A 26,560-nucleotide genomic window follows, 5' to 3' on the forward strand; every position below is an offset into this window, starting at 1 on the left:
AGGGAAAGTATGGTTCAAGACAAAAGCCTAGGGCGCAGGCTATTTATTTTCGCCAATTATTCGATTCTGTTCTTGGCTTCACTAATTTGCGTCCTGCCGTTCGCTAATCTGTTTGCTGTTTCTTTTAGTGGTAGCGCAGCGGTAGCGGCAGGAAATGTCGTATTGTGGCCGGTCGATTTTACGACGAAGGCTTATGAGTTTGCGTTTGGAGGAGGCCAATTTTTACAATCTTTATGGGTATCAACCGAGCGTGTGGTGTTGGGGACAATAATCAACCTCATCTTGATGGTCCTCACCGCATATCCGCTTTCCAAGACGAAGGAGAAAGTGATGGGACGCGGAATCTATATGGGTTTTTTTGTATTGACGATGCTATTTAATGGGGGATTGATCCCGAGCTATCTCATCGTCGTCAAAGCCGGACTCATCGACTCCATCTGGTCGCTCATTCTGCCGGGCGCGTTGCCCGTCTACAGCATGATCATTCTCATGAACTTCATTCGGAGCCTGCCGGAAGAGATCGAGGAATCGGCGACGATCGACGGAGCCAGTCCGATGCAGATCTTAATCCGTATTCTCCTGCCGCTTCTTAAGCCGGCGCTTGCGACCGTCGGACTGTTCACCATAGTTGGGCATTGGAACTCATGGTTTGATGGCATCATCTACATGAACAATCCCGATAATTATCCGCTGCAAAGCTATTTGCAGACACTGCTGCTCAACTACGACCAAGTTATATTGAGAGCCGGCACCAACTATACGGAGGTGCTCGCGAAAATGAACGTGCGAACCGGCCGCGCTGCGCAGTTGTTCCTTGGAATGGTCCCGATCCTGGTGGTCTATCCGTTCCTGCAGAGATATTTCACGACCGGTCTCGTGCTCGGCAGTGTGAAAGGTTGATTTGGGCTCACAACTCGGATATGGATCAGTGAGAGGAGAATTACCGCAGGGTAGCTCTCTGTATTTGGGGAGGAAGATACATGAATATACATTTCGATGAAAAGAGGAAGATTTTTCACCTCAGTAATAAAGGAAGCAGTTATGTGATGAAGGTATTGGATGGAGGTTATCTTGTTCATTTGTACTGGTGAAGGAGTATTGTCTTCTATAACGGAAGCAACCCCTGATATTTTTGGATAGAGGCTTCTCACCTAACCCTAACCCTAACCCTAACCCTAACCCTATGGACCGCAGCTTTTCTTTGGATACGATACCTCATGAATATCCGGTGTATGTAAACGGGGACTACCGGCAGCCTGCATTCCAGTTACAACTGGAAGACGGATCTACGATATCTGACTTACGATATCATTCTCACAGGATTTATCATGGGAAATCAGTACTAAAAGGCCTTCCTGCGACTTATGCAGAGAACGATAAGGAGGCTATTTCCCTTGAGATTGTATTGGAGGATGCGCATCTTGGCTTGTCGGTCGCGTTAACCTATTGCATCTTCCGTGACCATGATGCCTTCAGCCGCTCGGTTGCCATCACCAATCATGGGCAGTGCAATATCAAACTGTTGCGTGTTTCAAGCGCATGTGTGGACTTTCGGGATGATGAACTTGAGTGGTTGACCCTTTATGGAGCGCATACGAATGAACGGAATATAGAAAGGCGTCCGCTTACCCACGGCGTTCAAGCCATCACCAGTGCCCGGGGGGCCAGCAGCCCGAGTCAGGCCGATCTTGATAAACAACTGGGAAGCAACCTATTTCAATTTTGATGCGCATAAATTGGAGAGCCTGGCAGATGAAGCGCAGCGTCTTGGAATCGAGCTGTTTGTGTTAGATGACGGATGGTTTGGGCACCGCGACGATGATACCAGCTCATTAGGAGATTGGCAGGTGGACAAGCGTAAGCTGCCGGACGGCCTTGCAGATTTTGCTGAAAGATTTCGTGCCAGAGGGATGGAGTTTGGATTATGGTTCGAACCTGAGATGATTTCGGAGGATAGCCATCTATACAGGGAACACTCAACCGGGAGAACGGGTAAGATTCCTGCGTTTAAACGGCTTGCATCCTGATGCGAAGTACAAACATGCAGAGACCGGCCGCATTTACGGCGGTGACGAATTAATGCATGCAGCGTTAACCATTCCGGTCATGCATGGCGACTTTACGAGTGTGTTCTACAGATTTCAACAGGTTGAATTAACTTAGATTCCGGGAGGGTAAAACATTTGCTGAATTTCCGGTTTTTGGATATGGAATTAACAAATAATATTCCTTTTATTGAATGGAGTAATTAGGATCTGAATTGGGTTGATAATCGAAAATAATTTAAGAACATGTCCTAAATAAGAAAGAGCCTGCTGAATATTATTTCAGCAGGTTTTTTGGTGCGCCTCACCAGCTTCACGGGCCAAAGCTCAATTGAAACAGATGGCGGCAATAAGAGGGGCAGTTTTTGTGAACTCGTTTACCCTTTATGAGCAAGATTCATTTATAGAACATTGAATCCACAGAAATCAAGAATTCTTCTTCAATTTGCGCTCACGAAAACGACGGATTCTTCCGATGTAGTGCTTGAATAGTCATACTTCAAGAGGGAAAGATAATACTTAATAAGAATTACCTAAAGGTGGTATATATGCTGCAAATACCAATTTTAGTTTTAAGTATATTAATGCTAACGATAATTATATTGAAGCTTCAAACCTTCATGCCACCATTCCAAAAGTCCGAATTAATTAGTGTCATGCTATTCACTTTGGGTTTTAATTCCTGGTGTTTCAATTTTTATTCAGCTGCTTACCCTTCGCTCGAACTTATCGAAACCTATATAAACCAAGCAATCGCGAATATCCACTTTGTCATCATGTACCCCTTATCACTTATATGGGTTTTGAGATATTTTAAACTGAAAAGGCATTTCATTTTTTGTTTTGGATTGGCTTTTTTATGGCTCTCGGGGTATGAAGTGTTACTCTTTGGGGACGTTTATTTTGGCATTTTCAAAATTGAAGGATCATACGGGGTCCCATTAAGTATTACGACTTTATATAATACGGTAACAATTTTGTTAGCAATTTATTTTTTAAGAAAATTTGAATGGATTCTAATAAAGGAGAAGACTTAAATGAATATGCAGCGATGGTTTGAAATGTTCTATGGTCCAATTAGTCCAGTCGCATTTGATAAAAATGAATGGTTTACAATAGCGATTTTTTTTCTCAGTGTTGGTGCAGCTATTTATTTATTAAAGAAACATCCAATCATGAAAAAATCCGAAATAATCTTTGTTATATTGTTCAATGTGTATTTTTCTTCATTAGGAGAATATGTTTTAGCAGTTAAACCGACAGATCTATATGATACGATTGATCGAAATTGCGGGGAATTATTTGATATCCCCTTGCAAGTTATTGTTTACCCAACGACAATATACATTTTATTGCATATTTTTGTTATGTTTAAGCTAAGGAAATTGAATTTTATCTTACTTGGATCTATGGCACTTACGTTAATGGAATGGGTATCAGAGCATTATTTTTCAATGTATAAGTATAAGGGATGGGCGATTTATTACAGCTATTTATTTTATATATTTACATTAGCTATAAATATGTATTCGTTGGGATGGTTTAATAAACAAAGCAACGCAGGGATGGTCCAGCTAAAGGAAAAGCATTGAAGTAGTATTAAAAACAGACGAAAAATATGTTGAACGATTTTCATGTCAATCGTTCGACATGAGGGTGAGAGCGTTCTACTTGTACGGCATTTATTTAACCTTCACCGATTGGGACGGCATCTCGGTCAACAGCACATTCGTGGGCTCATCTCAGAGAACAAGCATTTGCTGATGCAGGAATATCGGCTTGCCTTTCATCTGATGAGCGAATTCGGCTGGATAAACGACCCAAACGGCATCATCTATCATGATGGACGTTACTGTATGTTTTACCAGCATTATCCGTACAAGCCGTTCTGGGGTCCAATGTAATGGGGATAGGCTGTATCAATCAATAAAGTGAGCGGATATAAAAGTTGAGAGTCAAAATAGGGTAGCCCTTCCTTCTATTGAAGGAAGGGCTACCCTATTTTATTATTCAGAGAGAAAAGGCTAAAAAATTGAAAGAGATGTTAACATAGTGCAATCTTCAGCTTGTAATTATTTGTGTAGAATGAAATATAGCCATTACTTATTCAAGTAATTAGATGGAGTTGATATAGTTGAAAATTAGTAATTTAAAGGAATTGTTTGAACAACCTCCGGTAGAATATAAAGGAGTACCTTTTTGGTCATGGAATGATACACTCGAGCAGGATGAACTTGATAACCAGGTAAAAGGATTCAAAGAACAGGGGATGGGCGGGTTCATGATGCATGTTCGCGAAGGTCTGGAGACGCCCTACTTGAGCGATGAATTTATGGAACGTGTAAAACAAACAGTAGCGACAGCAAAACAGGAATCCTTCTACGCTCGCGAAGCTATATGGGGTGGAGTCAAGGTAAGATTGTTCGCACTGGTATATCAGGAGGATATCTTGATTTGATTGTTTTAGAATGAGTACATAGAAATAGCGCTAAGTGGTGGAGATACCGCGGCTTAGCGTTTTTTTGTATCGCAAATTAATGTTATTGTATCAGTTATTCGTACTACCAACTTCTTGCTGCCAACTCTAGCTTGAACCTACTCAGAATAAAATATGTTAAGAGCAGTGTTTATTATTTGATTATTTTGGAAATCATAGTTAATAAATATCAATATTATTGTCCGTTAAAATGGAATGATGAAGTAGGAAGTTGAGAGGAATTAATCGTTTTGAGAGAGGCATGATTAGTTTTGTATTGTTTGTTATGGAGAGAATATTGCTACTACAGAAACTTATTCAATTATGATTAAATATTCACAAAAAATAAACGAGAAAAATGTATCAATAGAAAGTTTAAATTTTTTACCAAAAAGACCTTTTCCCTTTAGTGATGAAAGCCTAGGGAGCTACATTGTGAGATTAGCTGACGCAAATGGATACACCTCATCGAAATTACTATGCAAAGAAGCTGGATTAATAACCGGATTTTCAAAAAGTACAGTTATAATAAGATTAAATATGATTGATACTACCAAATGGAATTTAAAAAAACTCAGTATTATAGGAAAAGTATCAGAAATACAGCTCTTAAAATTAACTTTTAATACGTTTACACGCGAAATTCCAGAATACGCTCTTCACAATAAAAAAAGAAAGATTTGCCCAGAATGTTTAAATGAACCTAAAGTATACGGTCGTAAAGTGTGGGAAATTAATCTTGTTACGATTTGTACGAGACATAAATGTCTACTTGTTGATGCATGTCCAAATTGTTCAGGTTTACTACACTGGGACAACATTTCAAAAAAACACTGTAATTGCGGTTATGATTTATCCCAAATTAAGCCTTTAATAGTTGCCAAAAACGAGATTCAACTTTCTAATTATATTGAGCTGTACAGTAATAAATATTTAATTTCGAAGGAAGAAGAACCGAGCCTTCATAATCATTTCTTTGATTTTCTGAATGTAATAATATTTTTAATTGGTCAAATTTTTACTCAAAGTCAAAGTGAAACGGATAATCGGTCATGGAGCGGAAGTATTTTTAGATCAATGAGAAATCAAGAGTTACATTTGCTTATTAAGTTAGTTTTAAGTTTACTTAAAAACTGGCCAAGCAACTTCTTGGATTTTTTACAAAAATTTAATCTTGAAAAGATGGATGCAATGTTATTGAGAAAAAGGAAGAATGCAATTACAATTTGCTTTTTTCCATTTGATTACAACGAATTTTGTGAGGATGGGTTCATATTTTCATTGGATAAGTTGAAAATATTTATTATGGCAAGAACAGAAATAATTCAAGATTATTTTAATAGACCGCAGAGATAATAGCAAACTAATATTGATAGCTCTGGTTTTTGATGCAAGATTCGTCAGAAATATTCATGCAACCAGGAGAGAGGTCAAATGTCTATAAAAAGTGAGCAAGAGAGTACAAGACTATCTGATACAAAGCACAAAATATTGCCAGCTATTAGACCAGATGAACATAAAAAATTACAATTGCTTGCCCTAGCCTGTTCCATACATAAGACACAATTGTCTGCGGAAATCATTGAAATGGCAGTAAATAATCCTGAAATTATCAAGTGGTTTCAAGATAAGTACAAAGTGAGTCCAAATGACAGAGTTATACCAATTCGTAGTTCAGATGGAAATATTCAATATAAACGAGGCATTTAAAGATCAATGCTAATAAGGAAAACACGAACCACTTGGGTATCGTGTTTTTTTGTATTACATCGATCATTTTACGACATATCATCTTACAATATCCATAAGAAACGACAAATTATAATACAAGAAGCGCCAAAAATTAAATTCGAAAAGCATAATAAAGAGTACTTAATTACGACAAAACAAGTTACAATTCACATTTTTTGTGTGTGGTGTCATATTTCTTGAGAAAATTATTAGAATTGATGAGAAAAGATTTTCAGAATTGATGATAAATGTATAATTATGCATGTTTATACAACCCCCGTGCAGCGGTTGAGAAACCTCGGAGAGTCAACTGCTGCACGGGGCAATGCTTTGTAGATGGGTGACATTATATTTGATATGAAGGTTTTTTTTTTTTTTTTTTTTTTTTTCATAATTAATTGTAAATGTTTCAAAATTTGTTGTGGTTTTTGTTTCACGAAAATGTTTATGTATTAAAATGAATGATTATACATTCTTTGAATGTTTTTTAGGGAGCTGCCGAATACAGACGGCTCCTACCCCCGGAAGGGTGGTTCTATTGAATCGAAATATTCAGAGACCGATTAAATGAGTAAAATACATATAATCAACGTAGATCCCGCCGAAGAGAACGAAAAATGGAGTAATAAACGGAACTTCAGTTTCCGCTATCACTCCGTCTTCGCGTGCGATTCTTGTATTTTCCTCAACGCATCTCCCAGTGCATACAACTCTTTAATAATATCCTCGATAGGATTTGCGGGTCGTGTAGCAATGAAGCCGCTATATCTCCGCGCATGCGTTGCCCAAGGCTGAGCTGGCGGACGGGCGTATCGAGAAAATCCCCCAATCGAGCAGCTCTGTAAAAGTGGTAATATTATTCCGCAGCCGTTCCGGCTCTACTTTGTATACCGAACCAAGCAGCCTGAACGAGTCGAGGAACGGCAAGTCCCACCATAGCTGTGTCCGCTGACCGAATACGACACCGATCGCTTTGGCGTTTTGTTTCCGATTCTTGAACGGCTCCAGACCGAGTACTTGCACAGTGCCGGATGTCGGTGTTAGCACACCGGAAAGCATTTTGATCGTTGTCGATTTGCCTGCTCCATTCGGACCGATATAACCGACAAAGTCGCCCTCCTCAATTGTAAAGCTAATATTATCGACGACTCGTTTCACGCCGAAATTACGACCGAGCAGAGTCTTGAACAGCCGAAATGAGCAGCGAGTCCCGCTTCTCACTTTGAATTCGCGCGCGATTTGTTTTACTTCGATAACCGCCACTACGATCCCGCCCCCTGATAAACGTCTATGCCCCTACGCCATACCTGATAAGCTAACCCAACCAGTACGACCGCTACTCCCGGAGAAGCGTACACCAGCCACGGAGAGGGCGGCTGCTGCCCTACCTCGTTCATGAACAAATATGCCGGGTAAAACGACATGAATGCGACCGGCAGCACAAACGTTAGCACCAGTTGGATCGGTCTGCCGTACAAGGATAGCGGGAAGCGAGAGAGCTTGTTTAATAGCGTGTCTAATAGCGCCAATAAACCTCCCGACTGCAACGTCCAGAATGCCGAAACGCCTAGCATTGTCATAAGCGCCCATTCGATGGCCGCTCCGCTGAGTATAATGATAATCAAGAAAAATAGCTTTAGCATGCTCCATTGACCAATGTGCGGGGCGGCGTATGCAAGTCCGCCAATGCCGGCCATTAGATCGCCGAAGCCGTAAATTTGGATGCGCATTGCGAAAAATTGAAATAGCGGGTTGAGGGGGCGGACGAGGACTCGATCCATAAGACCCTCGCGAATTAGATATTCCAAGTTCCAGATTTGCTGGAAGAACGTAACGAATAAACCATGGCTGAACCTCGATAATGACATGACGAACACGATCTGTTACGAATCGGGAACTGCAAAAGTGACGCGACCGCGATCGGGATAAGCATATAAATGAGCCGGCGAGCGAACGAAAAAAATACATCGTTTGAAAATTCCACGGCTTCTGCAAGTCGAGCACAATGTCTCCGGTCTGCACCTGCTGTGAAATATGCCAATGAAAATCAGATGGAATCAGCGTCCAGATTACGCTGGCAACGACGGAGTAGGTGAGCAAATCCTGCAGAGATACGGTTAAATTGGCAGCTCCGCTGCTGTAAATAGCGGTCCATATTTCGCGTAACACGATGATTAGTAACACTGAGCTGATGACGCGGAACAAAACATTCTATAAGCTGATCCATGTGAGAGTATAGTAAGATTTTATGACATTCCTCGCTTGCTATCGCGCGTCCGATTATAGGAGATTGTTAATATTTACCACTCAATATTCAGCCGTACTTGCAAATCTGTCAACAATTAATATGTTGTTGTATCAAGAATTTGATAATGTTATACTTGATATATCAACAATATTACAGGTGAAGGATTGATAGGTCATGTCGTTATACGAGAAGATATATAGTCATTTGCTGGATGAAATCAAGGCAGGTAGGCTAAAACCTGGCGATCGTATTCCTTCGGAAAACGAATTGTCTACTCAGTTCAGCGTTAGCCGCATTACGTCGAAAAAGGCGTTGGAGATGCTTGCACAGCACGAATGGATCGAGAGGGTGCAGGGAAAGGGATCGTTCGTCGCACAGAAAATTCTCAATTACCACGAACAGCAGGAAGCGGTTCCTTCCGGCCGGGGGGAACGCGATCACGCTGCGGGTCCGAGGATCGTCAGCCTCATCTTACCCGACTTTGATCATTCCTTTGGACTTAAGATGGTACGCGGAATTGAAGAGCGGTGCTCGAGCTATGGTATCCCGCTTATGCTGAAGCTGACTTATGATAAACAAAACGTGGAGGAGGAGGCGATCCGTGCATCGATTCGGCAGGGTGCTTCGGGTTTGATTGTTTTTCCGGTACACGGAGAGCACTATAACGCCGAACTGTTGCGTCTTGTTCTTAACGGGTTTCCGGTCGTGCTGGTGGACCGCTATTTGCGCGGGATTGCCGCAACGACTGTGTATACGGATAATCGCAAAGCCGCGCAGGAACTGACTGAGTATCTTCTCGATCAAGGTCATCGGGAAATCGCCTTCGTATCGCCGCCGTCCGAAAACACCTCGACGATTGAGGACCGCATTCAAGGGTACTTGTCGGCATTTACACAGCGCGGGATTCCGGCAAATCCGGACATGATCGTGACGAACCTTTACAGCACGCTGCCGGTCGGCGGGACGAAAGAATACATCTCGAACGATTATGGAACGCTGCAATCTTTTATCGAAAGGCATCCGGGCACGACGGCCTTCGTGGCTTGCGAATATCTGATGGCTATGCGCATATCCGAGTGGCTGAACAAGATGGGCAAGCGGGTTCCGGATAATTATGAAATAGTCTGTTTCGATTACCCTGAAGATTCGTTTAGCCCGCCGGAGTTCACGCATATTCGGCAGGACGAATGGAGTATCGGACAACGTGCGTTGGACTTGCTAGCAACCAAATGGGCAGGTGAAGTGACCCCGGAAAACCACCTGGTTGAGCACAAGTTGATTCGGCGGCAAATCGAGATTATAAATCAATAGTTGATATAATTGAATTATACTTGGTATATAAATAGTATATTGACATTATGTTATTTGAGATGTTATATTGATATCACGAAAGGAAGCGATTACAATCTGAATAGGAGTGTGGTTATGTATAGTTCGGTTTATCGGAAAATTGAAGAAACAGCGGATCGACTTCAGCGGATCGACCCGGGACTTTCTGAAATCTTTCAGAAATGCTACCCGAATACGTTGGAAACGACTGTAGAACTGATGGACGACGGGACGTCCTTCGTCATTACCGGAGATATCCCGGCGATGTGGCTCAGAGATTCGTCCGCCTAGGTTCGGCCTTATATTTAGCTGGCAGCCGACGATCCGGATGTACAGCGGATGATACGCGGGGTAATCGAACGGCAGGCTCGATACCTGATGCTCGATCCATACGCAAACGCATTCAATAAGGAGCCGAATGGGCAAGGTCATTCGGGAGACCTAACGGTCAAAGGACCTTGGGTTTGGGAACGGAAGTACGAATTGGATTCACTGTGTTATCCTGTTCAACTGTGCTGGGACTATTGGGAAGCTACTCAAGACAGAATGGTATTCAGTGAAACGGTACATACGATGTTTCATCGGATTGTTGAAATCATGAGCGTAGAACAGCGGCATGACCGAGATTCCGAGTACGCTTTCGAAAGAACGGGCTGCCCTCCTTCAGACACGCTGCCTTTCGGCGGAAGAGGCACCCGAACCAATTATACTGGCATGATCTGGTTGGGCTTCCGACCGAGCGACGATGCCTGCAAGTTTGGATTCCTGATCCCTTCGAAAATGTTCGCCGTCATCATCCTTCGTTATATTGGACAGTTGGCCAAGAAGATGTATCGTGACCACGGCTTAATTGAAAGCGCTTACAAATTATCTGTAGAAATCGAATTCGGTATTGAGACATACGGCAAGGTCAAGCATCCTGAGCACGGATGGATGTACGCTTACGAAACCGACGGCTTCGGCAACTACAATCTGATGGATGACGCCAACGTTCCCGCATACGCCGCCCGGTCACATTTGGGCGATCGGACTCATCATCCAAGGGCTGACCTCGATCGATCCGATTGAGCGGGACGATCTGGTACGGATGTTAGTTTCCACTACCGCAGGCACAGGCTTTATGCACGAAAGCTTTCATCCCGACAGACCGGATACGTTCACAAGAGAATGGTTCGCTTGGGCGAACAGTTTGTTCGGCGAGTTTATTTGCCGATGGCTCGAACAGAAACCCGAATAAAGAAAGGTGGTCGGAACTTTTGATTGCAGCATCCCGCAAGAGGGTTTACCGCCAATGGATCAAGGGTTATTTGTTCATCCTCCCCTCGATTATCGGTTTCAGCGTATTCGTCGCCTATCCGTTAATCTCTTCGCTTTATTATGCGCTTACGGATTGGGATGGCATCAACAAGCCTAAGTTTGTCGGATTCGATAACTTCACTTATATGTTTACAGTCGATCCGGCTTTCTGGAAGTCGCTCCGAGTGACCTTCTATTTCGTTCTGCTCAATGTGCCTTCATCACTCATATTCGGCCTTGTGTTGGCCATGCTTCTCAACCGCAAGCTGCCGGGCATCAAGTTTTTCCGGACTGCCTTTTACTTGCCGACGGTTATCCCAGCGGTGGCAACCTTGACCCTATGGCTTTTCATGTATCATCCGCAGTATGGATTGGCCAATCAGGTGCTCAGATTGTTCGGCCTGCCGGCCGCTCCTTGGCTCACGAGCGAGAATACGGCTCTTCTATCCATCATCCTGTCCGGCTTGTGGCAGGTCGGTTCAGGGATGATCATCTTCTTAAGCGGACTGCAATCCGTACCGCAAGATTTGTATGAAGCTGCGGAGGTGGACGGGGCCAGCGGATGGACGACGTTCTCCCGTGTGACGCTGCCGATGATCACACCGATTCTTTTTCTGCAGCTCATTTTGGGTATTATCGGCTCCTTTCAGGCCTTCACCCAAATTGTTGTCTTAACTCACGGCGGTCCCAACTTCTCGACGATGCTGCTCAATTATAAGATTTACGGAGATGTGTTTAACGGTAAAATGTTCGGATACGGTATCGCTGAGGTTTGGGTTCTGTTCCTCATCATCATGTTCTTCACTCTGCTTACTTACAGGTATTCCAATCGATTCGTGTATTACGAAAATGACAATAGGGGGTGAAACGAATGGCTATGTCCCAGTCTGCGGTAATAGAAAATTCCCGGACAGCCGACCGTGTATCCAAATATCCTTTGAAAGATACGGTTCGTTTCTTGATTCTTCTCGTCGGCTCCATCGCCATGCTGTATCCGCTCCTCTGGATGATTACGATAGCGCTGAAAGGGAATGAAGAAATATTCAAGATACCGCCCGATTGGTACCCGAAGGAGTTTCATCTTGAAAACTTCGTCAAGGGAACGCAGACTATCAACTTCTGGAGGACGTTCGGCAACTCGATGTTCATCGCCGTCGCCTGCACGATTGGGCAAGTCGTCAGCTCGGTCCTCGTCGGATACGGACTCGGCAGGCTTCGTTTTCCTGGACGTAAAATGTGGTTTTCGTTCTTCGTTGGCAGCCTCATGCTGCCGGGCTTCGTAGGGCTCGTTCCGATCTTTCATCTGTTCATCTCGCTCGGCTGGTACAATACTTATCTTCCGCTGATCGTACCGGCATTTCTCGGCAATGCCACCTTTACGTTCTTGTTCATCCAATTCACGAGCACGATTCCGAAATCGTTCGACGAGGCATCCAAGATCGACGGGGCCGGAGACTTCCAAATCCTTTGGTATGTGCTTGTTCCCATGTCGCTGCCGGTCATCGTCACCATGATTATCTTCGCCTTTAACGGAGCATGGAACCAGTACCTGGAGCCACTCATCTATATTGCGGATCAAAGCAAATGGACGCTATCGGTAGCTCTTGCCTCTTTTGCATCAAGTTGGACGACGCAGTGGAACTATTTCATGGCTGCAGATTTAATCTACATGCTTCCGATGATCATCATCTTTTTCCTCGGCCAAAAGTACTTTATGCAGGGTCTCGGGTCGGTCAATTCCGCCGGCTTGAAATAAACAATCTTAGGAGGTCTTTAAAATGAAAGCGGTTAAAATGGTTGGTTTGGCAGGAGCGTTGACGCTGGCATTGGGGACGGCGGCAGGTTGCTCGAACAGCACGGTTTCGAGCGGAGGTACGACTACTTCGGCGCCTACGTCCGGCAACGATAGCAAAGCGGCGACCACGGAGGTCACGTTGATGACTTGGGAGTCCCAGGCTATGAACGACAAGATCATGGCTTCGATGAAGAAGTTCGAGGAAAAGAACCCGGGTATCACCGTTAAGCTGCTCCCTGCTCCGCTTCAGGATTACGGCATCAAAATCAACGAGATGATGGCTGCCAAACAGGCCCCGGACATTTTCATGACAGGCAACGACATGACGCTGCAAAACGGCACGAAAGGTCTTCTTTACGACTGGTCGGCCAAAGCGAGTTCGGATAAGGATTTTATGAACGGATTTTATCCGGGTGTCGTCGACAGTTGGAAATCGAATAACAAGCTTTACGGATTGCCGGGTCTTCTTAATACATATGGCGTTTTCTACAACAAAAAGCTGTTCAAAGATGCCGGACTTCCGGATCCGAAGCAGGGTTGGACGTATGATGAATTTTTTGGCGACATGGCGAAACTGACATCTAACAAAGGCGGCGTTCAGCAATACGGATATTATGGCCGCCCCGATGCGTTCAACATGTCACTGTACTCGGTATCGGCGGGAGGTGCTCCTTTTACGGATTCGATCGTAAACCCGACGAAGGTGGAAGTGAGCCCGCAATTTATCGAGGGCGTGAAGAAGTATCAGAAGGCGATTGCCGACAAATCCATGATTCCGCCGACGTTCGACCAATCAGGCGTTATGGCGTCATTCAAGGACGGTAAAGTTGCGATGACGATGCAAGGGCAGTGGGTGGCAGACGACCTGATCCGCAATGCGCCGAACCTGGAATGGGGCTATGCTCCTCAGCCTGTCGTGAAGACGCAATCGGAGATTTATGACGCCGTCGGTTGGTGCAGCCCGGGCACTATCAAGAATCCGGATGCGGTCTGGAAAGTGCTGATGTATCTTGATTCGTCGATGTATCAGGAAGTGCTGCCGTCCACACCGGTCGCTCCCGCCGCTTACAAATCGGCCGCAGGCGCTTATTTCGACACGCTCAAGAAAGCGGGGCATCCGGATTTGGCGGACGGTATCGATTATATTCTAAAATCACCGAACATTCAGCCGGTACGGTTCCTTACGACCTGGTCCGGTAAAGCAGGCCCGTTCATCGACGCCGTCTGGAATAATGTCTTGAGCGGCAAAGCTGGCGAAGTCGAACTGAAGGATACGGTCGACAAGGTGAACAAAGTGATAGCGTCATCCAAATAATCCGGGGAGGTAATGTAATGGTACTGACAAAAAGGGTCCGCTCTAAACTTTTACTGTTGACAACGGCGTTTGCATTAACTTTCACATCATATTCTGCTCTGGGAAGCCTAAAAGCGAATGCATTTACTTCGTCGGACGGAGATACGGCCATACAAGCATTTAACGCGAAATTTTGGGACAGCAGCGCAAAGTTATTTTGGAAAAATTCGAATCGCGGCAGCAACTATATGGACTTTTGGATAGAAGCGGAGCTTTGGGAAACGGTCATGGACGCCTATCTTCATACTTCCGATGCCGGCTTGAAAGCGCAGCTTCGAACTCAGATTGACGACATTTTTGACGGTACGGTAGCGAAATACGGGGAGGATTGGACGAACAATCATTTCAATGACGACATCATGTGGTGGGCGATGGGTTCAGCAAGAGCCTACGAAATAACGAAAAATCAAAAATATTTGGATAAAGCCAAGTATTATTTCGACTTTGTTTACAATACGCAATGGGATGACAGCTTTGCGAACGGCGGCATCTGGTGGATGAATACGGATCACTCTACGAAGAATGCCTGTATTAACTTCCCCGCAGCCGAAGCGGCCGTTTATCTGTATAACATCACGAAGGACGATCATTATTTGGATGCGGCCACCCGCATTTACCGATGGAGCAAGACGATGCTTACGGACGGTAACGGGAAAGTGTTTGACCGCATCGAGATGGAGAAAGGCGCCGTCCCCGATGCGACTCATTACAATCAGGGCACTTTCATCGGCGCAGCGGTAGGATTGTATCAAATAACCGGAAATACCGTATATCTTGACGATGCTGTGAAAGCGGCGAGCTTTACCAAAGATCATTTAGTCGATGAAAACCGTTTGTTGCGCTATGAAGGACCGAACCACGACCTAAAAGGCGGCAAAACGATCCTGCTTCGCAATCTTGCCTATCTGCAAAAGGCCGTCAACGAGCGAAGCGAAAGCACCTACAAGCAATTCGCTGCGGACTTTAATTACTGGGCGGCTTTCAACGCCCAAACGGCATGGAACAATCGAAACGCCGACAACATCGTCGACGGCAACTGGTCAGGGCAGCTGCTTTCCGGAACTTATGAGGCTTGGGCATCATCCGGCGCAGTAGAAGCATTGTCCGTTTTGCAATCGCAGGATGTCAATCTCGGCGGGTATGCCTCCAAAAATCCTTTTAATAAGGTAGAAGCGGAAAGCTATAACGTCGGTACCGGATTTGTTATGGAAGGTAGCCCGGATGGCTCGCTACAGCTCGGCGGCATACAGCCCGGATACTATGCGGCTTATAAAAATGTCGACTTCGGATCTGAGGGTGCCATTGGCTTTATCGCCAGAGCGGCAAGCGGAACTCGTGGAGGGAACATCGAAATAAGACTCAACTCCTTGAACGGTACAAAAGTCGGAACCTTAAACGTTGAGGGGACAGGAGGATGGAACAATTTTACGGATGCCGTGACCGTTCTTAAAGACGATCAGAGGAACCCGAGCAAAGTAACCGGCGTACATGACGTCTATCTTGTCTTTACGAAGACGAACGATCAATATTTGTTTAATTTGAACTGGTTTAAATTCACAACAACGGATCCGACCAAATCGGACGCATATGCAAGGCTGAAGGCCGGCAATTTCGACTTCAGCTCGGGTCTCAGCAAAAATGCCGATTGGGGCTTCCTGGACGGTATTAAAAACAATGCTTATGCCTCATATAAAGGCATTGACTTTGGATCTGGTGCGGCCGGCGTTACCTTTCATGTGACCAGCGGCAATCAAGGCGGCACGATTGAGGTGAAGCTAGATAGCCTGGACGGGCCGACCGCAGGTGTGATCGGAATTCCGGCTTTGGGAAACTGGAATAATTGGGTGGACCTGATGGCCAACATTGACGACACCAAGGCAGTTGGCGTTCACGATGTGTATCTCGTATTCCATGGCACAAACGGAAGCGATGCGCCCTGCAATTTGGATTGGTTCACCTTTACGACAGTGAAAGGGAAAGCAAGGGATGCTTATGGCAAGCTGGAGGCTGAGAACTATACCAGCGGCGTAGGCTTAGGTACGGAAAACGGCGGCGGTCAAACGTACTTGGCGGGAATATACGGGCCCAATAAGCCGTATGCCATGTACAATTACATTGACTTTGGAACTCAGAGTCCGTCTAAATTTTATGTTAATGCGGCAAGTGCAACCGGCGGAGGAACGATAGAAGTTAGAGTCGATAGCATGAGCGGCCCGGTTATCGCAACCAGTTCGGTTTCAGGAACCGGCGGATGGCAAGATTTCAAGGTTACCTCGGCGGACGTCACCACTCCTGTGAACGGAAAACATATCGTGTTCATGCTGTTCAAAGGCAACGATTGGTTATACAACTTCGATAAATTTACGTTTGGTGACCCGGCCGTGCTTACGGCACCGACTCCGCCTCCTGTGACTATGCCTGATCATGTACCTCCGGGAGAGGTAGAGAACGTGCAAGCGATTCGCGGCAACGATGCCATGACATTGTATTGGGACGGCCCTTATGACATCGACGGTCAAAAATCACAAATCGCGGTATTCAGCAACGGCCAACAGGTTGGTAACACAATCAACGTCGGTAGAGGCATACAGACTGCACTTTTATCGGGTCTTGATAAGAACAACAGCTACACGATCTTGATCAAGAACACAGATAAGTCGGGGAACGTATCGAAGGGAATCACGGTAGACGGCAGAAATTTGCCTTCCTATGCTCTAACCGCTAACGGAATTATTTTAAAAGACGGCGATTCTTTTGATGACGACTTGGCTCTAAACTTCAAAGCATGGGACCACATGTCTTCGACCAGGACAGCAAAAATCGCAATTGACGGTAAGGAATATACGATTGATCCGACGACGCAGCAAAGCATTGACATTGATATGGCTGGAAATCTAGGAATGAAAACGGCCGTTGTCACTATTGAGGACGCTTCTGGAAACAGACTAGAGAACACAAGGAACGTCAGCGTGACGACCAGCGTCTATGCCATGCAGCATTTAATAACCCGCTTCACGAATTCGGGAGAGCTGAGCGGAGCGATCGTCCCTCAGCTGACCAACTCTCTTAAGCAGGTTCAGCATCAGCTAGACAAAGGCAAGCAAGATCAAGCGGTAAAGCATATGCAAGATTTTATCAAGCACTTGAATAATGAAGCTTTAAGCGGTAACGTACAAGCTCGTGCAAAGGCGATTCTGAATACGGATGCTCAATTCCTCATTGATACTTGGCTGAAAAGGAAAGAGGGCTAACCGTAAAAATAGGTAGGTCGACCGCAGGTCGACCTACATTTATGCATGGAAGAGGTGTCAAGCGTGATTAGATAGGGGCTACACTGGATGTCGCCAGCAGCGAATTCATTGAATAGAGGTGGGTTATGAAAAAGCTTATCGTCCTGCTTATTCTTGCAGGCATCTTCTGGACGTCCTATGCTGGAAACGCTTTCTCGGCTTCCTCGGTAACTCTTCAGGAAATCAAGGATAGCAGAGCCCGGGATACCGTCGCGATGTCAGGACGCACCGATCTGGAGACGATCACGGTCAAAGTCTTAAGACCGAATCTAAGCATCCTTTATGTGAACGTTTTAAATGGAGGGGAATTCAGCGACTCGTTCACCTTGCCGGATGATTCCGTACCGGGCACCTATACCGTTATTGCCGGAAGCGGCGACGTGCAGGACGTTAAGAAATTCCAAGTTATCGCGCCGAGCCGTGGAGAAGACGGCGGGAGCTCGAGCGGGGGAACGGTTCCTGCGCCGGCTAACCAGACGCCAACGCTTAAGCCTGTCATACTGAACGGCATCGCATCGGTTCAGACGGAGGCGGGCCAAAACACAGCGCTGATAGCTGTTGAAGATTTTGCGAATATGCCGCTGAAGGTGCGATTTCGCGACATTTACCTCACGGTAGGGCTGTCCGAAGTGCAGGCCCTACTCAAGCGGACAGCCAACTCGGAGGGGGCGGTATTGCAAGTCAAAGCGGAAGCTACCACAAGCACGGAAATGGGGCGTCTGACCCGCCAGAACGGTGCTCAATTGCAAATGGCCGGCGAGATTTTTGACGTCAAGGTGTCGCTGATTTCGAAGGACGGCACTGAAATTCGGGCCGTTCAGCTTGTAGGGGACACGGAGCTGTCTCTGCCTTACGATCCGAAGGCCGATGAACGCTTACTTGGTATCTACTACCGCAACGATGACACTAAGCAATGGGAATACGTTGGCGGCACGGTGGATAAGAACTCGGAGCGGATACAAGTCAAGCTTAAACATCTGAGTTCTTATGCGGCTATCGCGTATAAAAAATCATTCGATGACGTCCCATCCAGCCATTGGGCAAACCGAACACTGGAATTGCTGGCTGCGCGGCATATCGTATCGGGCCAAACCGAAAACTTGTTCCAGCCTGACGACCATACGACGCGGGCGGAATTCACGGCGATGCTCGTGCGAGTATTGGAGCTGCCGACCAGCAAAGGACGCACTCCCTTCTTGGACGTAAGCGCTGATGCTTGGTACGCCGATCCCATCCAGAGAGCCTATGTGGCCGGGTTGATCTCTGGGCTAACGGATACCGAGTTCCGTCCCGATGCCGCCATTACCCGCGAACAGATGGCTTTGCTGCTCGTGAAGGCTTATGAGGCCAAACGCGGGAGCATTCATGCGGGGCAATCTTCGCTGCTGGTCTTCAAGGATCAGGAACAGATTTCCGGATGGGCCCGGGAAGCTGTGAACCAAGCATGGACCGCGAAGCTGATGCAGGGCATCGGTGAGGGCACATTTGATGCTCAATCCGCAGCTACGCGTTCACAGAATGCTCAAGCTATCTACAATTTGATGCAAAACCTTTTGCCCTAACAGCAGTTGGGCCAAACCATGAATCAGGAGGAGAGTACGCTTGCATAATAGACGCTATTTGCGGCCAATTGCGGCCAAGTTGTTTTTGATGGTTTGCTTGCTGTTTGGCAGCTTGCCTTTCGGATTGCCGGGAACTGTCGTGGCCAATTCCGTGCAGCTTCCATTCACGCACAAGACATTCGATGAAGGAACTGGTACGACGGCAACGAATGCATTGGTGACCGTAGCGACCTATAACGAAAGCTCAACTGCCCTCGTTGTGAGCGATGTAGTATACGCGTCCGACCTGAACTGGGTCAGCATGGAATCGTACTGGAGCGGCGCCAAAAAAGATAAGTCGCTGGACGGCAACACGCTGACCTCGGCGGGGAAAACGTACAATAAGGGCATCGGGGCGCATGCAAGTTCCAAAATCGTGTACAATCTCGACCCTGCTTACAAGCGCTTTACGGCGGTTGCCGGGATTGACGACGAGGTCAAATCGAACCCGGATCATGTCAAGGCCAAGGCTAAATTTTACATCAAGGCGGACGATACCGTCATTGCCAGTTCGCCGGAAGTGAAATTTAACGAAACGTATACATTTCAAGTCAAGATTCCGGCAGGGGCCAAGACACTGACCCTGATCACCGATGACTTGGGCGACCCGACTTGCGACCATACGGATTGGATGGACGCCCGTTTCCTATTGACCGACGAAAATGGCGGCTGGTCGCCTTCCGAGCCTGTCGTTATCGCCAGCCCCGGAGGCCAAGTCACGAGTACGATTGAGCAGATGGACGGAAGGCTGACCTATTCCATGAAGTTTAACGGCTCAACTGTCGTTGAAAAGTCGGCGCTTGGCGTCATCGTGGACGGCCACGATATCGGCGAGCGGGTTCTCTGGGACCGGACTCAGGCGGTTACCGTTTCTCCGGACGCTTTCACTTATCCGATAACCGGCAACCATTCCACAGCCAGGGATCATCACACGTTGACGACGATTCCGATTACGGACGTGAATAGCGGCATGACTTACAAGCTCCAAGCCAAACTGTTTGACGATGGAATTGCTTTCCGATATGTGATTCCGCCGGGAACCTCAGACCGCGTGTTCTCGGGCGAGAGCACCAGCTTCCGGCTACCCGCGGACAGCACCGTCTGGTATCAGCAAAATACGACCAATTACGAAGGTCGCTTCACGAAGCAGCGCGCCCAATCAGTTCCTGCGAATACGAAAATCGGCCCGCCGATGACGATTAAGCTGCCAGGCAGCGCCGGGTATGCGGCAATTACCGAGGGAGCGCTCGTTCAATATGTCGGCATGACCTTGAATGCCGAAGGCGGAGCCAACTTCAAAGCCAATTTCATCAGCGGCGGCAACTGGACCTTGTCCGGCGAGGTTTCGACGCCATGGAGAATCGTAACCGTAGCCCGTGACTTGAACGGCCTCGTGAACAATGACATCATTACCAATGTGAGCCCGCCGCAAGCGCCGATCTTTGACAACAACACCGATTGGATCAAGCCCGGCTCTTCCACCTGGTCCTGGGTTGTGGACGGCGACGTCAGCAAACGCAACATGCTGCTCTATATCGACTACGCCGCCGAAATGGGAATTCCGTACAACCTGATCGACGAAGGATGGACGGACTGGGCATCAACGCCTGAGGAGTATTGGGCAGCGGTCAAAGAAGTCGTGGACTACGGCAAATCCAAGCATGTCGAAAGCTGGCTATGGAAATCTGCTTCCGATCGCTTCGGCATCAAAGGCCTCTTCAACCGAGAAGACCGGATTCCCTTTTTCGAAAAAGCCAAAGCGGCAGGGGTAATCGGGGTCAAGATCGATTTCATCGACGGCGAAGAGCTGTTCAAGATGAATTTTTATAAAGACACGCTGGAGGACGCCGCAAAATATCACCTGATGGTCAATTTCCATGGGGCCAATAAACCGACGGGCATGTCGCGGACTTATCCCAATGAATTGTCCCGCGAGGCCGTGCACGGTCTGGAGCAAGGCGCGCCGCCGGCCGATCATAACGCCACCTTGCCGTTCACCCGCTACCTAGCAGGTCATGGAGACTATACGCCAATGTCGCTTAGCAACCGGATGGGCAAAAGCTCCTGGAGCCATCAGGTGGCCACGGCGCTAAGCCTTACCTCGCCGATTCTATCCTTCGGGGAGCATCCGGAGAACATGCTGCTGAATCCGGCAGTAGAGCTGTTCAAAAGCATGCCGACGGCCTGGGATGAGACGATTGTATTGCCCGGCAGTGAAATCGGAGAGGTTTCGGCGATGGCCCGCCGCTCTGGTACGACCTGGTATGTGGCCGTCATGAACGGGCTGGAGGAGCGCACGATGGGCCTGAATCTGTCGTTCCTCGGCAGTGGGAAGTACAATTCCAGCATCTATGCAGACGATTTTACGAAGCCCAACACTTACAGTCTTGATAAGGAATTGGTGTCTTCAGGCGACGTGTTAAGCATGAAGATGCGCGGTAGCGGAGGCTATGTGGCCAAATTCAGCCAGCTTGACATGGAGCCGTTCGGCGGCGGATTTCTGGATAAACGTACGGTTCATCTGAAAACGTCGGACAGCTCGAGCGAGATTCATTATACGCTGGACGGTTCCGAACCGAAGGCTAGCTCTTCGAGATACGAGAAGGAAATCGTGATCACTGATTCCGCCGTCCTCCGTGCGGTCATCACGAGCGGGGAAGGAGCCGGCAGAACCGTCACGGCCCGATTCAACAAGACCTTGCCTATCATAAAGATCCTGTACGACGGGGATCGGAACTGGGTCAATCCAGGTGGGAAAGTAAGGATACAGACCAATGCGGAGGGAAGCGACTTCGAAATTCGCTATACGCTGGACGATAGCGAACCGAGCCAACACTCGCTGCTGTATACAGGACCTTTTGCTCTCCCTGTAAGCACGGCTAAATTGAAAGCCAAGCTTTTTGTGAAAGGACAACCGGGCTCAAACGCCGTATCGAAAACTCTGTACACCTTGGAGCATAACGGCCCAGTGTCTCCTCTGCCTTCGGTTTACCTGGACGAACTGAATTGGGTCAGCGCGACGTCCGGCTGGAACAACATACCGAAGAAAAAGCTTTCGATTGACGGCAATCCACTGAGAGCGGGCGGTAAAATGTATGAGCGCGGTTTGGGGACTCACGCCAATTCCGATATCGTATACACGATTCCCAATGGGGCCAAAAGATTTGTAGCTATTGCCGCTGGGGACGACGAGGTGAAGGAAGAAGGCGGATATGCAAGCATGCTGTTCAGCGTGTATGTGGACGGGAAGCTTGCTGCCGCCTCGCCGCTCATCGGCAAAGGCATGCTGTGGAACTTCGACGTCCCGATGCCGGACGGAGCCAAGCAGATTCTCCTGTCGCTGAACGATGCGGGCGGCAAAAACTTTGACCACGGCGATTGGCTGAACGCCGGTTTCTTGACAACGGCCATGACGGCACGAGAATTGGCGGCGAGCATCAAGCAGATCGCAAATCCATTGCCAAGCGACACCCGGCTTAAGCTGCCTGACGTACCGAATGGATTCCGCATCGCGATTCAAAGTTCCGACGACCCTAGCATCATTGCGCTGGACGGCACGATACGGGCGCCTAAGGTGCAAACGACTGTACAGGTGGTTCTGGAGATCACCGACTTGTCGGACGGCAGCAAGGCGGCGACCGAGGCGATTTCCGTTCTCGTCCCGCAGGCCAGCGGACTGGCGCCATATACGCTTACGACCACAGGTGTTCTCAAGCGCCAAGGCGGCATAGAGGCCCAGGTAAGCGTGCAGCCGACGCCGGATGCAGTGAAGGGTCCGGATGTACAGGTCATCGTCTTTCAACTGATGAAGGGCAACACGCCTGTAGGGATCGTGGCTGTGCAATCCGACAGAATCGAAGCCTCCAGAGCCTTTACCGCCTTCTTCAACACGGCAGATTTTGACTCTAGTCTGTACACGGTTCGAGCCATGGTGCTGGATCGCTTCAACAGCGATTTGACGTCTCCCGTCAGTTTGGCGGCGTTGGTTCAGCTGAAATAGACTGCGGCGCAAGGAAACCTGTCGACTAAAAACCACAAAAACCGTTCTTTCTGACTAGGGAACTTTCTCCCCTGAGAAAGAACGGTTTTTCTGTATGCCTCAGTTGTGCTATAGGGGAGTTCTATGTTTTTGTAGAATTAACTTTCTTCACGTCATAATTAATTCCTAATTTCAGTTAATTCGACAAACATTTTAAAATACAAGTGATAGATTATTCGTGTATTAAATCATAGAAAGGGTGAGCGCTTTCAATAGCGTCAGCAAACTGATTTCCATTCGAACTATTCTACTATCTGTTTTACTTCTGTTTATGATTTCCCCTTTGGTCGTAATTACCTATATTACATACAAAAAGGAAAATGAATTATTTCAAACACAGATGAGCCAGTATTTGTTGCAAACGGTTGCACAAACTCAGAGGGCACTGGATGCCAATCTGTCAGAGATTGATCGGCTCACATGGACATTGTTATATGAGCAGTCGCTTGATTTTATTAACGGTCCCTTGGATTCCCCGTATCGATTATTTGATGCGAATCAAAAATTTAAAAGCATGGTGTATTCCAATCTGTTTCGGGGCAGGCTGGAGCACATTCGCGCGATTTATTTCGTTACATCGAGTAAAGATGTTCTTTCGACAGAAAATTTATTTTATTCATTTGAGCAAGTTAATCGAGTGAATTATCAATTCATGACGGATCAACTGGAGAAGCAGCCCTTAAAGATGAGCTGGTTCAGCGACAATAGAGCGATATACCGTCCAAAGAATAGCTACGAATCCCCGGTTCGCGCTTCGGTTACAGCATCTAGACGTCTCATTGACAATAATACAGCAAAGCTTCGAGGATATTTGTTTATTCATTTCAACGATCAATTTATTAGCGATTATCTCCGGGAAGTTCAAATTGGTTCAACAGGTTCCTTATTGGTCTCGGACGCGTCGGGAGATGTCATTTATCAGCAAGATCCGCTTTTGGCGCAAAACAACAAAATAAGCGCTGCGATAAAGACACTGCCTTCTCAAGGGCAGGGACTTAAGATCGTTGACGGGAAATGGATTCTTGCCTCGGATACCTCCCAAATTAGCGGATGGAAAATGACTGCGGTAGTCCCGATTGATGAACTAATTGGTTCCAATCAAAAAATACTACGCTACCTGCTCATAATGGCGGCAATTGGAGCTCTTATCTCGGTCATTGTCTCGTTTCTGCTGGCTACTGCTATCTCTAAACCGGTAATGAACTTGGCTAGGTTAATGGTTTTCGCTGCGCAAGACAATCTTCATGTACGTGAAACACTAGGACATATTCAAGAAATCAGTCTTTTACAAGTTAGCTTCAACCGAATGATGGATCGCATTCAGACACTGATCCAAGAGAATGAGAGGCAGCAGAAAGAGAAACGGGAAGCACTGCTTCAAGCTCTGCAAATGCAAATTCATCCTCATTTTCTATACAACACGCTCGACATGATTTATTGGATGGCCAAGAAGCACAACGCTGATTCGATCAGTAAGCTTGTCACTGCGCTGGGACGGTTCTTCCGGTTTACCTTAAATGCAGGACAGGAATGGACAACGCTTGGAAAGGAGCTTGAACACGTTGAAAACTATTTGCAAATTCAGTCCTTTCGCTACAGGGACAAGCTCTATTATGAAATCAATGTAGATCCCGACATTTCATCGGTCATTGTGATGCCGCTTATCCTGCAGCCACTCATTGAAAATGCTTTGGAACATGGAATATCGAAAAGTCCGGAAGGCGGTACCGTGCAGATCAATGCCCATAGATTCGAAGAACGAGTTTATATCCTCATATCGAATACGGGCAAGCAAATCGATCTTGATCGTGTTCGCCTTCTGTTGCAGGATGATTCCTCCGACCATGTAGGACTTCGAAACGTCCAACAGCGAATACAGACGGCATTCGGTCCCGAATACGGCATCGAGCTTGTGGCAGGTATGGAGCAAGGAGCGCTGGTCAAAGTGACGATCCCTTATAGGTTATCAATGTCGGGTCAGGTCCAAGAGGAGGCGGGGGGCTAACCATGAACTACTTAAAATACAATGGACTGATGATTGTTTCGGTCGTCCTGCTTCTGGTCTGGGCGCTCAGCAGTTTAATTTTATTGGAGCGGGTGACGATTGATCCACCCAAAGCAATGGCAAGTTCGAAAAAAATTAAAGTGCTAATTCGAACAGGAACGGAATCCTCAGCTATGCGTCAAATTTCGCAGACATTTGAGAAAAACACTGGAATTCAAGTTGATTTTATTGAATTAGGAAGGGACGTGTACTTTACTGCTGTAGGTACACAACTGCTGGCAGGGACCGATACATTTGACATCGTTTCCATTCCCAACACATCGATCGCTCAATTTGCCTCCGTTCATGCGATTCTTCCGTTGGACGGCTTCATGAAGGATACGAATATAACCGATTTACAATCGTTTGATGTAGACGATTTTTTTTCCATCTACCGGTACCACGGGGCGACCTATGCGCTGCCAACCGATATCAGCACCCACTTTCTTTACTACAGGAGTGATTTAATCCCAAGCCCGCCTGAGACTTGGGATGAGTTGTTCGAGGCTTCCAAAAAGTTTTCGAAAAGTAATAACCCAGCATCCCCAACCACTTGGGGATTGGGGATGCCAGCTGTCGTGCCGGAGGAAAGATCCAAGATCTTTGCCTCGCTGCTATGGTCATTTGGGGGTGACATTCTGAATGAAGAAGACGGGAAAGTATTTTTGGATAATAAAGAGTCGATTCAAGCCGGTCAATACTTGGAGAAATTGGTACAAGAGAAGGTGGTGCCGCAGGATTTGCTGAGCTGGGATTTTGCGAGAACCCGTGACGCGTTAATTGCTGGGGAGATCGCCATGGCGGCTCCTTATTGGAATGCGGCTTACCCGATGATCAAGCAAAATAGTGACCCCAATAAAGAATCGATTAAAATTGCATTAATTCCAGGCACCAAAGATCAGAATGGACAAATACAGCGCGTCCCATTTCAGCATGGCTGGACTCTCGCCATTAATGCGAACTCTAGAAATTCAGTTGATGCCTGGAAGTTTCTCGAGTATGCGACCGGCAAGAATGGCGGGATGATTTATGCACAGCAAGGCGGTGTGCCGGCACGACGTTCAATTTTGGGCGATCCGTTCTTTAAAGCAACAAGGCCGGATTTTGCTTTAATTTTGAAGAGCATGGATATTGCCAAAAATGAACCTTCCATTAGCTATTATCCGGATATGGTCGATATAGAAGAAAGGGCTTTAGCTAAAATCATTACGTCATTTGCCAAGCCAGAAGAAGCCTTAAGAGAAGCAGCGGTTGAATTGCGCCATCTGTCCCAAAAAATGAATACGAATTCTCAATAGGATGGAGGATATAT

The 26,560-nt window shown here is 46.8% G+C and carries 18 protein-coding genes and 2 pseudogenes; 18 read left to right on the forward strand and 2 right to left on the reverse strand.

Annotated features, from left to right (window positions below):
- Positions 1-9: 9 nt before the first annotated feature.
- From ASG85_RS14455 to ASG85_RS14490, 8 genes and pseudogenes are all read left to right on the forward strand, one after another.
- On the forward strand, positions 10-900 hold the full coding sequence (locus ASG85_RS14455; protein WP_060646613.1) for a carbohydrate ABC transporter permease: 891 nt from the start codon (positions 10-12) through the stop codon (positions 898-900).
- Positions 901-980: 80 nt separating this feature from the next.
- A pseudogene (locus tag ASG85_RS39855) lies at positions 981-1,976 on the forward strand (glycoside hydrolase family 36 N-terminal domain-containing protein); the annotation flags it as partial.
- Between the two features lie 40 nt (positions 1,977-2,016).
- Positions 2,017-2,163, forward strand: a complete 147-nt coding sequence (locus ASG85_RS39860) for a GH36 C-terminal domain-containing protein (protein WP_414858728.1) — start codon at positions 2,017-2,019, stop codon at positions 2,161-2,163.
- Positions 2,164-3,082: 919 nt separating this feature from the next.
- Positions 3,083-3,637: a hypothetical protein gene (locus ASG85_RS14475; RefSeq protein WP_060646617.1), complete on the forward strand. Its 555-nt coding sequence runs from the start codon at positions 3,083-3,085 to the stop codon at positions 3,635-3,637.
- 42 nt (positions 3,638-3,679) lie between these two features.
- Positions 3,680-3,949 carry a hypothetical protein gene (locus tag ASG85_RS39865; RefSeq protein WP_082588084.1) on the forward strand — a complete coding sequence of 90 codons (270 nt, stop codon included), beginning with the start codon at positions 3,680-3,682 and terminating at the stop codon, positions 3,947-3,949.
- Between the two features lie 230 nt (positions 3,950-4,179).
- Positions 4,180-4,503: a hypothetical protein gene (locus ASG85_RS14480; protein ID WP_060646618.1), complete on the forward strand. Its 324-nt coding sequence runs from the start codon at positions 4,180-4,182 to the stop codon at positions 4,501-4,503.
- A gap of 342 nt (positions 4,504-4,845) precedes the next feature.
- Positions 4,846-5,877 (forward strand): TniQ family protein, encoded by a 1,032-nt coding sequence (locus ASG85_RS14485; RefSeq protein ID WP_060646619.1) that lies wholly within the window; start codon positions 4,846-4,848, stop codon positions 5,875-5,877.
- A 78-nt stretch (positions 5,878-5,955) separates the two neighbouring features.
- Positions 5,956-6,231, forward strand: a complete 276-nt coding sequence (locus ASG85_RS14490) for a hypothetical protein (RefSeq protein ID WP_060646620.1) — start codon at positions 5,956-5,958, stop codon at positions 6,229-6,231.
- A 783-nt stretch (positions 6,232-7,014) separates the two neighbouring features.
- Here ASG85_RS14490 and ASG85_RS14495 read toward each other — a convergent pair.
- The gene (locus ASG85_RS14495) at positions 7,015-7,515 is read right to left on the reverse strand and encodes an ATP-binding cassette domain-containing protein (protein WP_057306867.1); all 501 of its coding nucleotides are present in this window, start codon (positions 7,513-7,515) and stop codon (positions 7,015-7,017) included.
- Positions 7,515-8,129: an ABC transporter permease gene (locus tag ASG85_RS14500; RefSeq protein ID WP_321166587.1), complete on the reverse strand. Its 615-nt coding sequence runs from the start codon at positions 8,127-8,129 to the stop codon at positions 7,515-7,517. The genes ASG85_RS14495 and ASG85_RS14500 overlap by 1 nt, the downstream gene beginning before the upstream one ends.
- A 545-nt stretch (positions 8,130-8,674) precedes the next feature.
- Between ASG85_RS14500 and ASG85_RS14505 the strand changes: the two genes are divergently transcribed.
- The 10 genes and pseudogenes from ASG85_RS14505 (at position 8,675) to ASG85_RS14550 (ending at position 26,546) form a co-directional block, all read left to right on the forward strand.
- Positions 8,675-9,811 carry a GntR family transcriptional regulator gene (locus ASG85_RS14505; RefSeq protein WP_057306865.1) on the forward strand — a complete coding sequence of 379 codons (1,137 nt, stop codon included), beginning with the start codon at positions 8,675-8,677 and terminating at the stop codon, positions 9,809-9,811.
- A gap of 114 nt (positions 9,812-9,925) precedes the next feature.
- Positions 9,926-11,066: pseudogene (locus ASG85_RS14510) on the forward strand (glycoside hydrolase family 125 protein).
- A gap of 19 nt (positions 11,067-11,085) precedes the next feature.
- The gene (locus ASG85_RS14515; RefSeq protein ID WP_235549445.1) at positions 11,086-11,991 is read left to right on the forward strand and encodes a carbohydrate ABC transporter permease; all 906 of its coding nucleotides are present in this window, start codon (positions 11,086-11,088) and stop codon (positions 11,989-11,991) included.
- 5 nt (positions 11,992-11,996) lie between these two features.
- On the forward strand, positions 11,997-12,881 hold the full coding sequence (locus tag ASG85_RS14520) for a carbohydrate ABC transporter permease (RefSeq protein ID WP_057306863.1): 885 nt from the start codon (positions 11,997-11,999) through the stop codon (positions 12,879-12,881).
- A 22-nt stretch (positions 12,882-12,903) separates the two neighbouring features.
- Entirely contained in the window at positions 12,904-14,235 is a 1,332-nt protein-coding gene (locus ASG85_RS14525; protein WP_060646621.1) for an ABC transporter substrate-binding protein, read from the forward strand.
- A gap of 17 nt (positions 14,236-14,252) precedes the next feature.
- Positions 14,253-17,525 carry a carbohydrate-binding protein gene (locus ASG85_RS14530; protein WP_060646622.1) on the forward strand — a complete coding sequence of 1,091 codons (3,273 nt, stop codon included), beginning with the start codon at positions 14,253-14,255 and terminating at the stop codon, positions 17,523-17,525.
- A 125-nt stretch (positions 17,526-17,650) separates the two neighbouring features.
- The gene (locus ASG85_RS14535) at positions 17,651-19,126 is read left to right on the forward strand and encodes an S-layer homology domain-containing protein (RefSeq protein WP_060646623.1); all 1,476 of its coding nucleotides are present in this window, start codon (positions 17,651-17,653) and stop codon (positions 19,124-19,126) included.
- Between the two features lie 40 nt (positions 19,127-19,166).
- On the forward strand, positions 19,167-23,165 hold the full coding sequence (locus ASG85_RS14540) for an NPCBM/NEW2 domain-containing protein (RefSeq protein ID WP_060646624.1): 3,999 nt from the start codon (positions 19,167-19,169) through the stop codon (positions 23,163-23,165).
- Between the two features lie 394 nt (positions 23,166-23,559).
- Positions 23,560-25,209, forward strand: coding sequence for a sensor histidine kinase (locus ASG85_RS14545; protein WP_162257258.1), 1,650 nt, complete (start codon positions 23,560-23,562; stop codon positions 25,207-25,209).
- A 2-nt stretch (positions 25,210-25,211) separates the two neighbouring features.
- Positions 25,212-26,546 carry an extracellular solute-binding protein gene (locus ASG85_RS14550; RefSeq protein ID WP_060646626.1) on the forward strand — a complete coding sequence of 445 codons (1,335 nt, stop codon included), beginning with the start codon at positions 25,212-25,214 and terminating at the stop codon, positions 26,544-26,546.
- Positions 26,547-26,560 lie beyond the last annotated feature (14 nt).

Origin of the sequence: Paenibacillus sp. Soil724D2, from assembly GCF_001427935.1 — a bacterium.
In the GTDB taxonomy this organism is placed as follows: domain Bacteria; phylum Bacillota; class Bacilli; order Paenibacillales; family NBRC-103111; genus Paenibacillus_E.

Bases quoted from the DNA above. Each gene is read 5' to 3' on its own strand.
- ASG85_RS14505 (WP_057306865.1), top strand. From the start codon at position 8,675: ATGTCGTTATACGAGAAGATATATAGTCATTTGCTGGATGAAATCAAG.
- ASG85_RS14485 (WP_060646619.1), top strand. From the start codon at position 4,846: ATGATTAAATATTCACAAAAAATAAACGAGAAAAATGTATCAATAGAA.
- ASG85_RS14550 (WP_060646626.1), top strand. From the start codon at position 25,212: ATGAACTACTTAAAATACAATGGACTGATGATTGTTTCGGTCGTCCTG.
- ASG85_RS14490 (WP_060646620.1), top strand. From the start codon at position 5,956: ATGTCTATAAAAAGTGAGCAAGAGAGTACAAGACTATCTGATACAAAG.
- ASG85_RS14475 (WP_060646617.1), top strand. From the start codon at position 3,083: ATGAATATGCAGCGATGGTTTGAAATGTTCTATGGTCCAATTAGTCCA.
- ASG85_RS14455 (WP_060646613.1), top strand. From the start codon at position 10: ATGGTTCAAGACAAAAGCCTAGGGCGCAGGCTATTTATTTTCGCCAAT.
- ASG85_RS14520 (WP_057306863.1), top strand. From the start codon at position 11,997: ATGGCTATGTCCCAGTCTGCGGTAATAGAAAATTCCCGGACAGCCGAC.
- ASG85_RS14525 (WP_060646621.1), top strand. From the start codon at position 12,904: ATGAAAGCGGTTAAAATGGTTGGTTTGGCAGGAGCGTTGACGCTGGCA.
- ASG85_RS14535 (WP_060646623.1), top strand. From the start codon at position 17,651: ATGAAAAAGCTTATCGTCCTGCTTATTCTTGCAGGCATCTTCTGGACG.
- ASG85_RS39865 (WP_082588084.1), top strand. From the start codon at position 3,680: ATGTCAATCGTTCGACATGAGGGTGAGAGCGTTCTACTTGTACGGCAT.
- ASG85_RS14530 (WP_060646622.1), top strand. From the start codon at position 14,253: ATGGTACTGACAAAAAGGGTCCGCTCTAAACTTTTACTGTTGACAACG.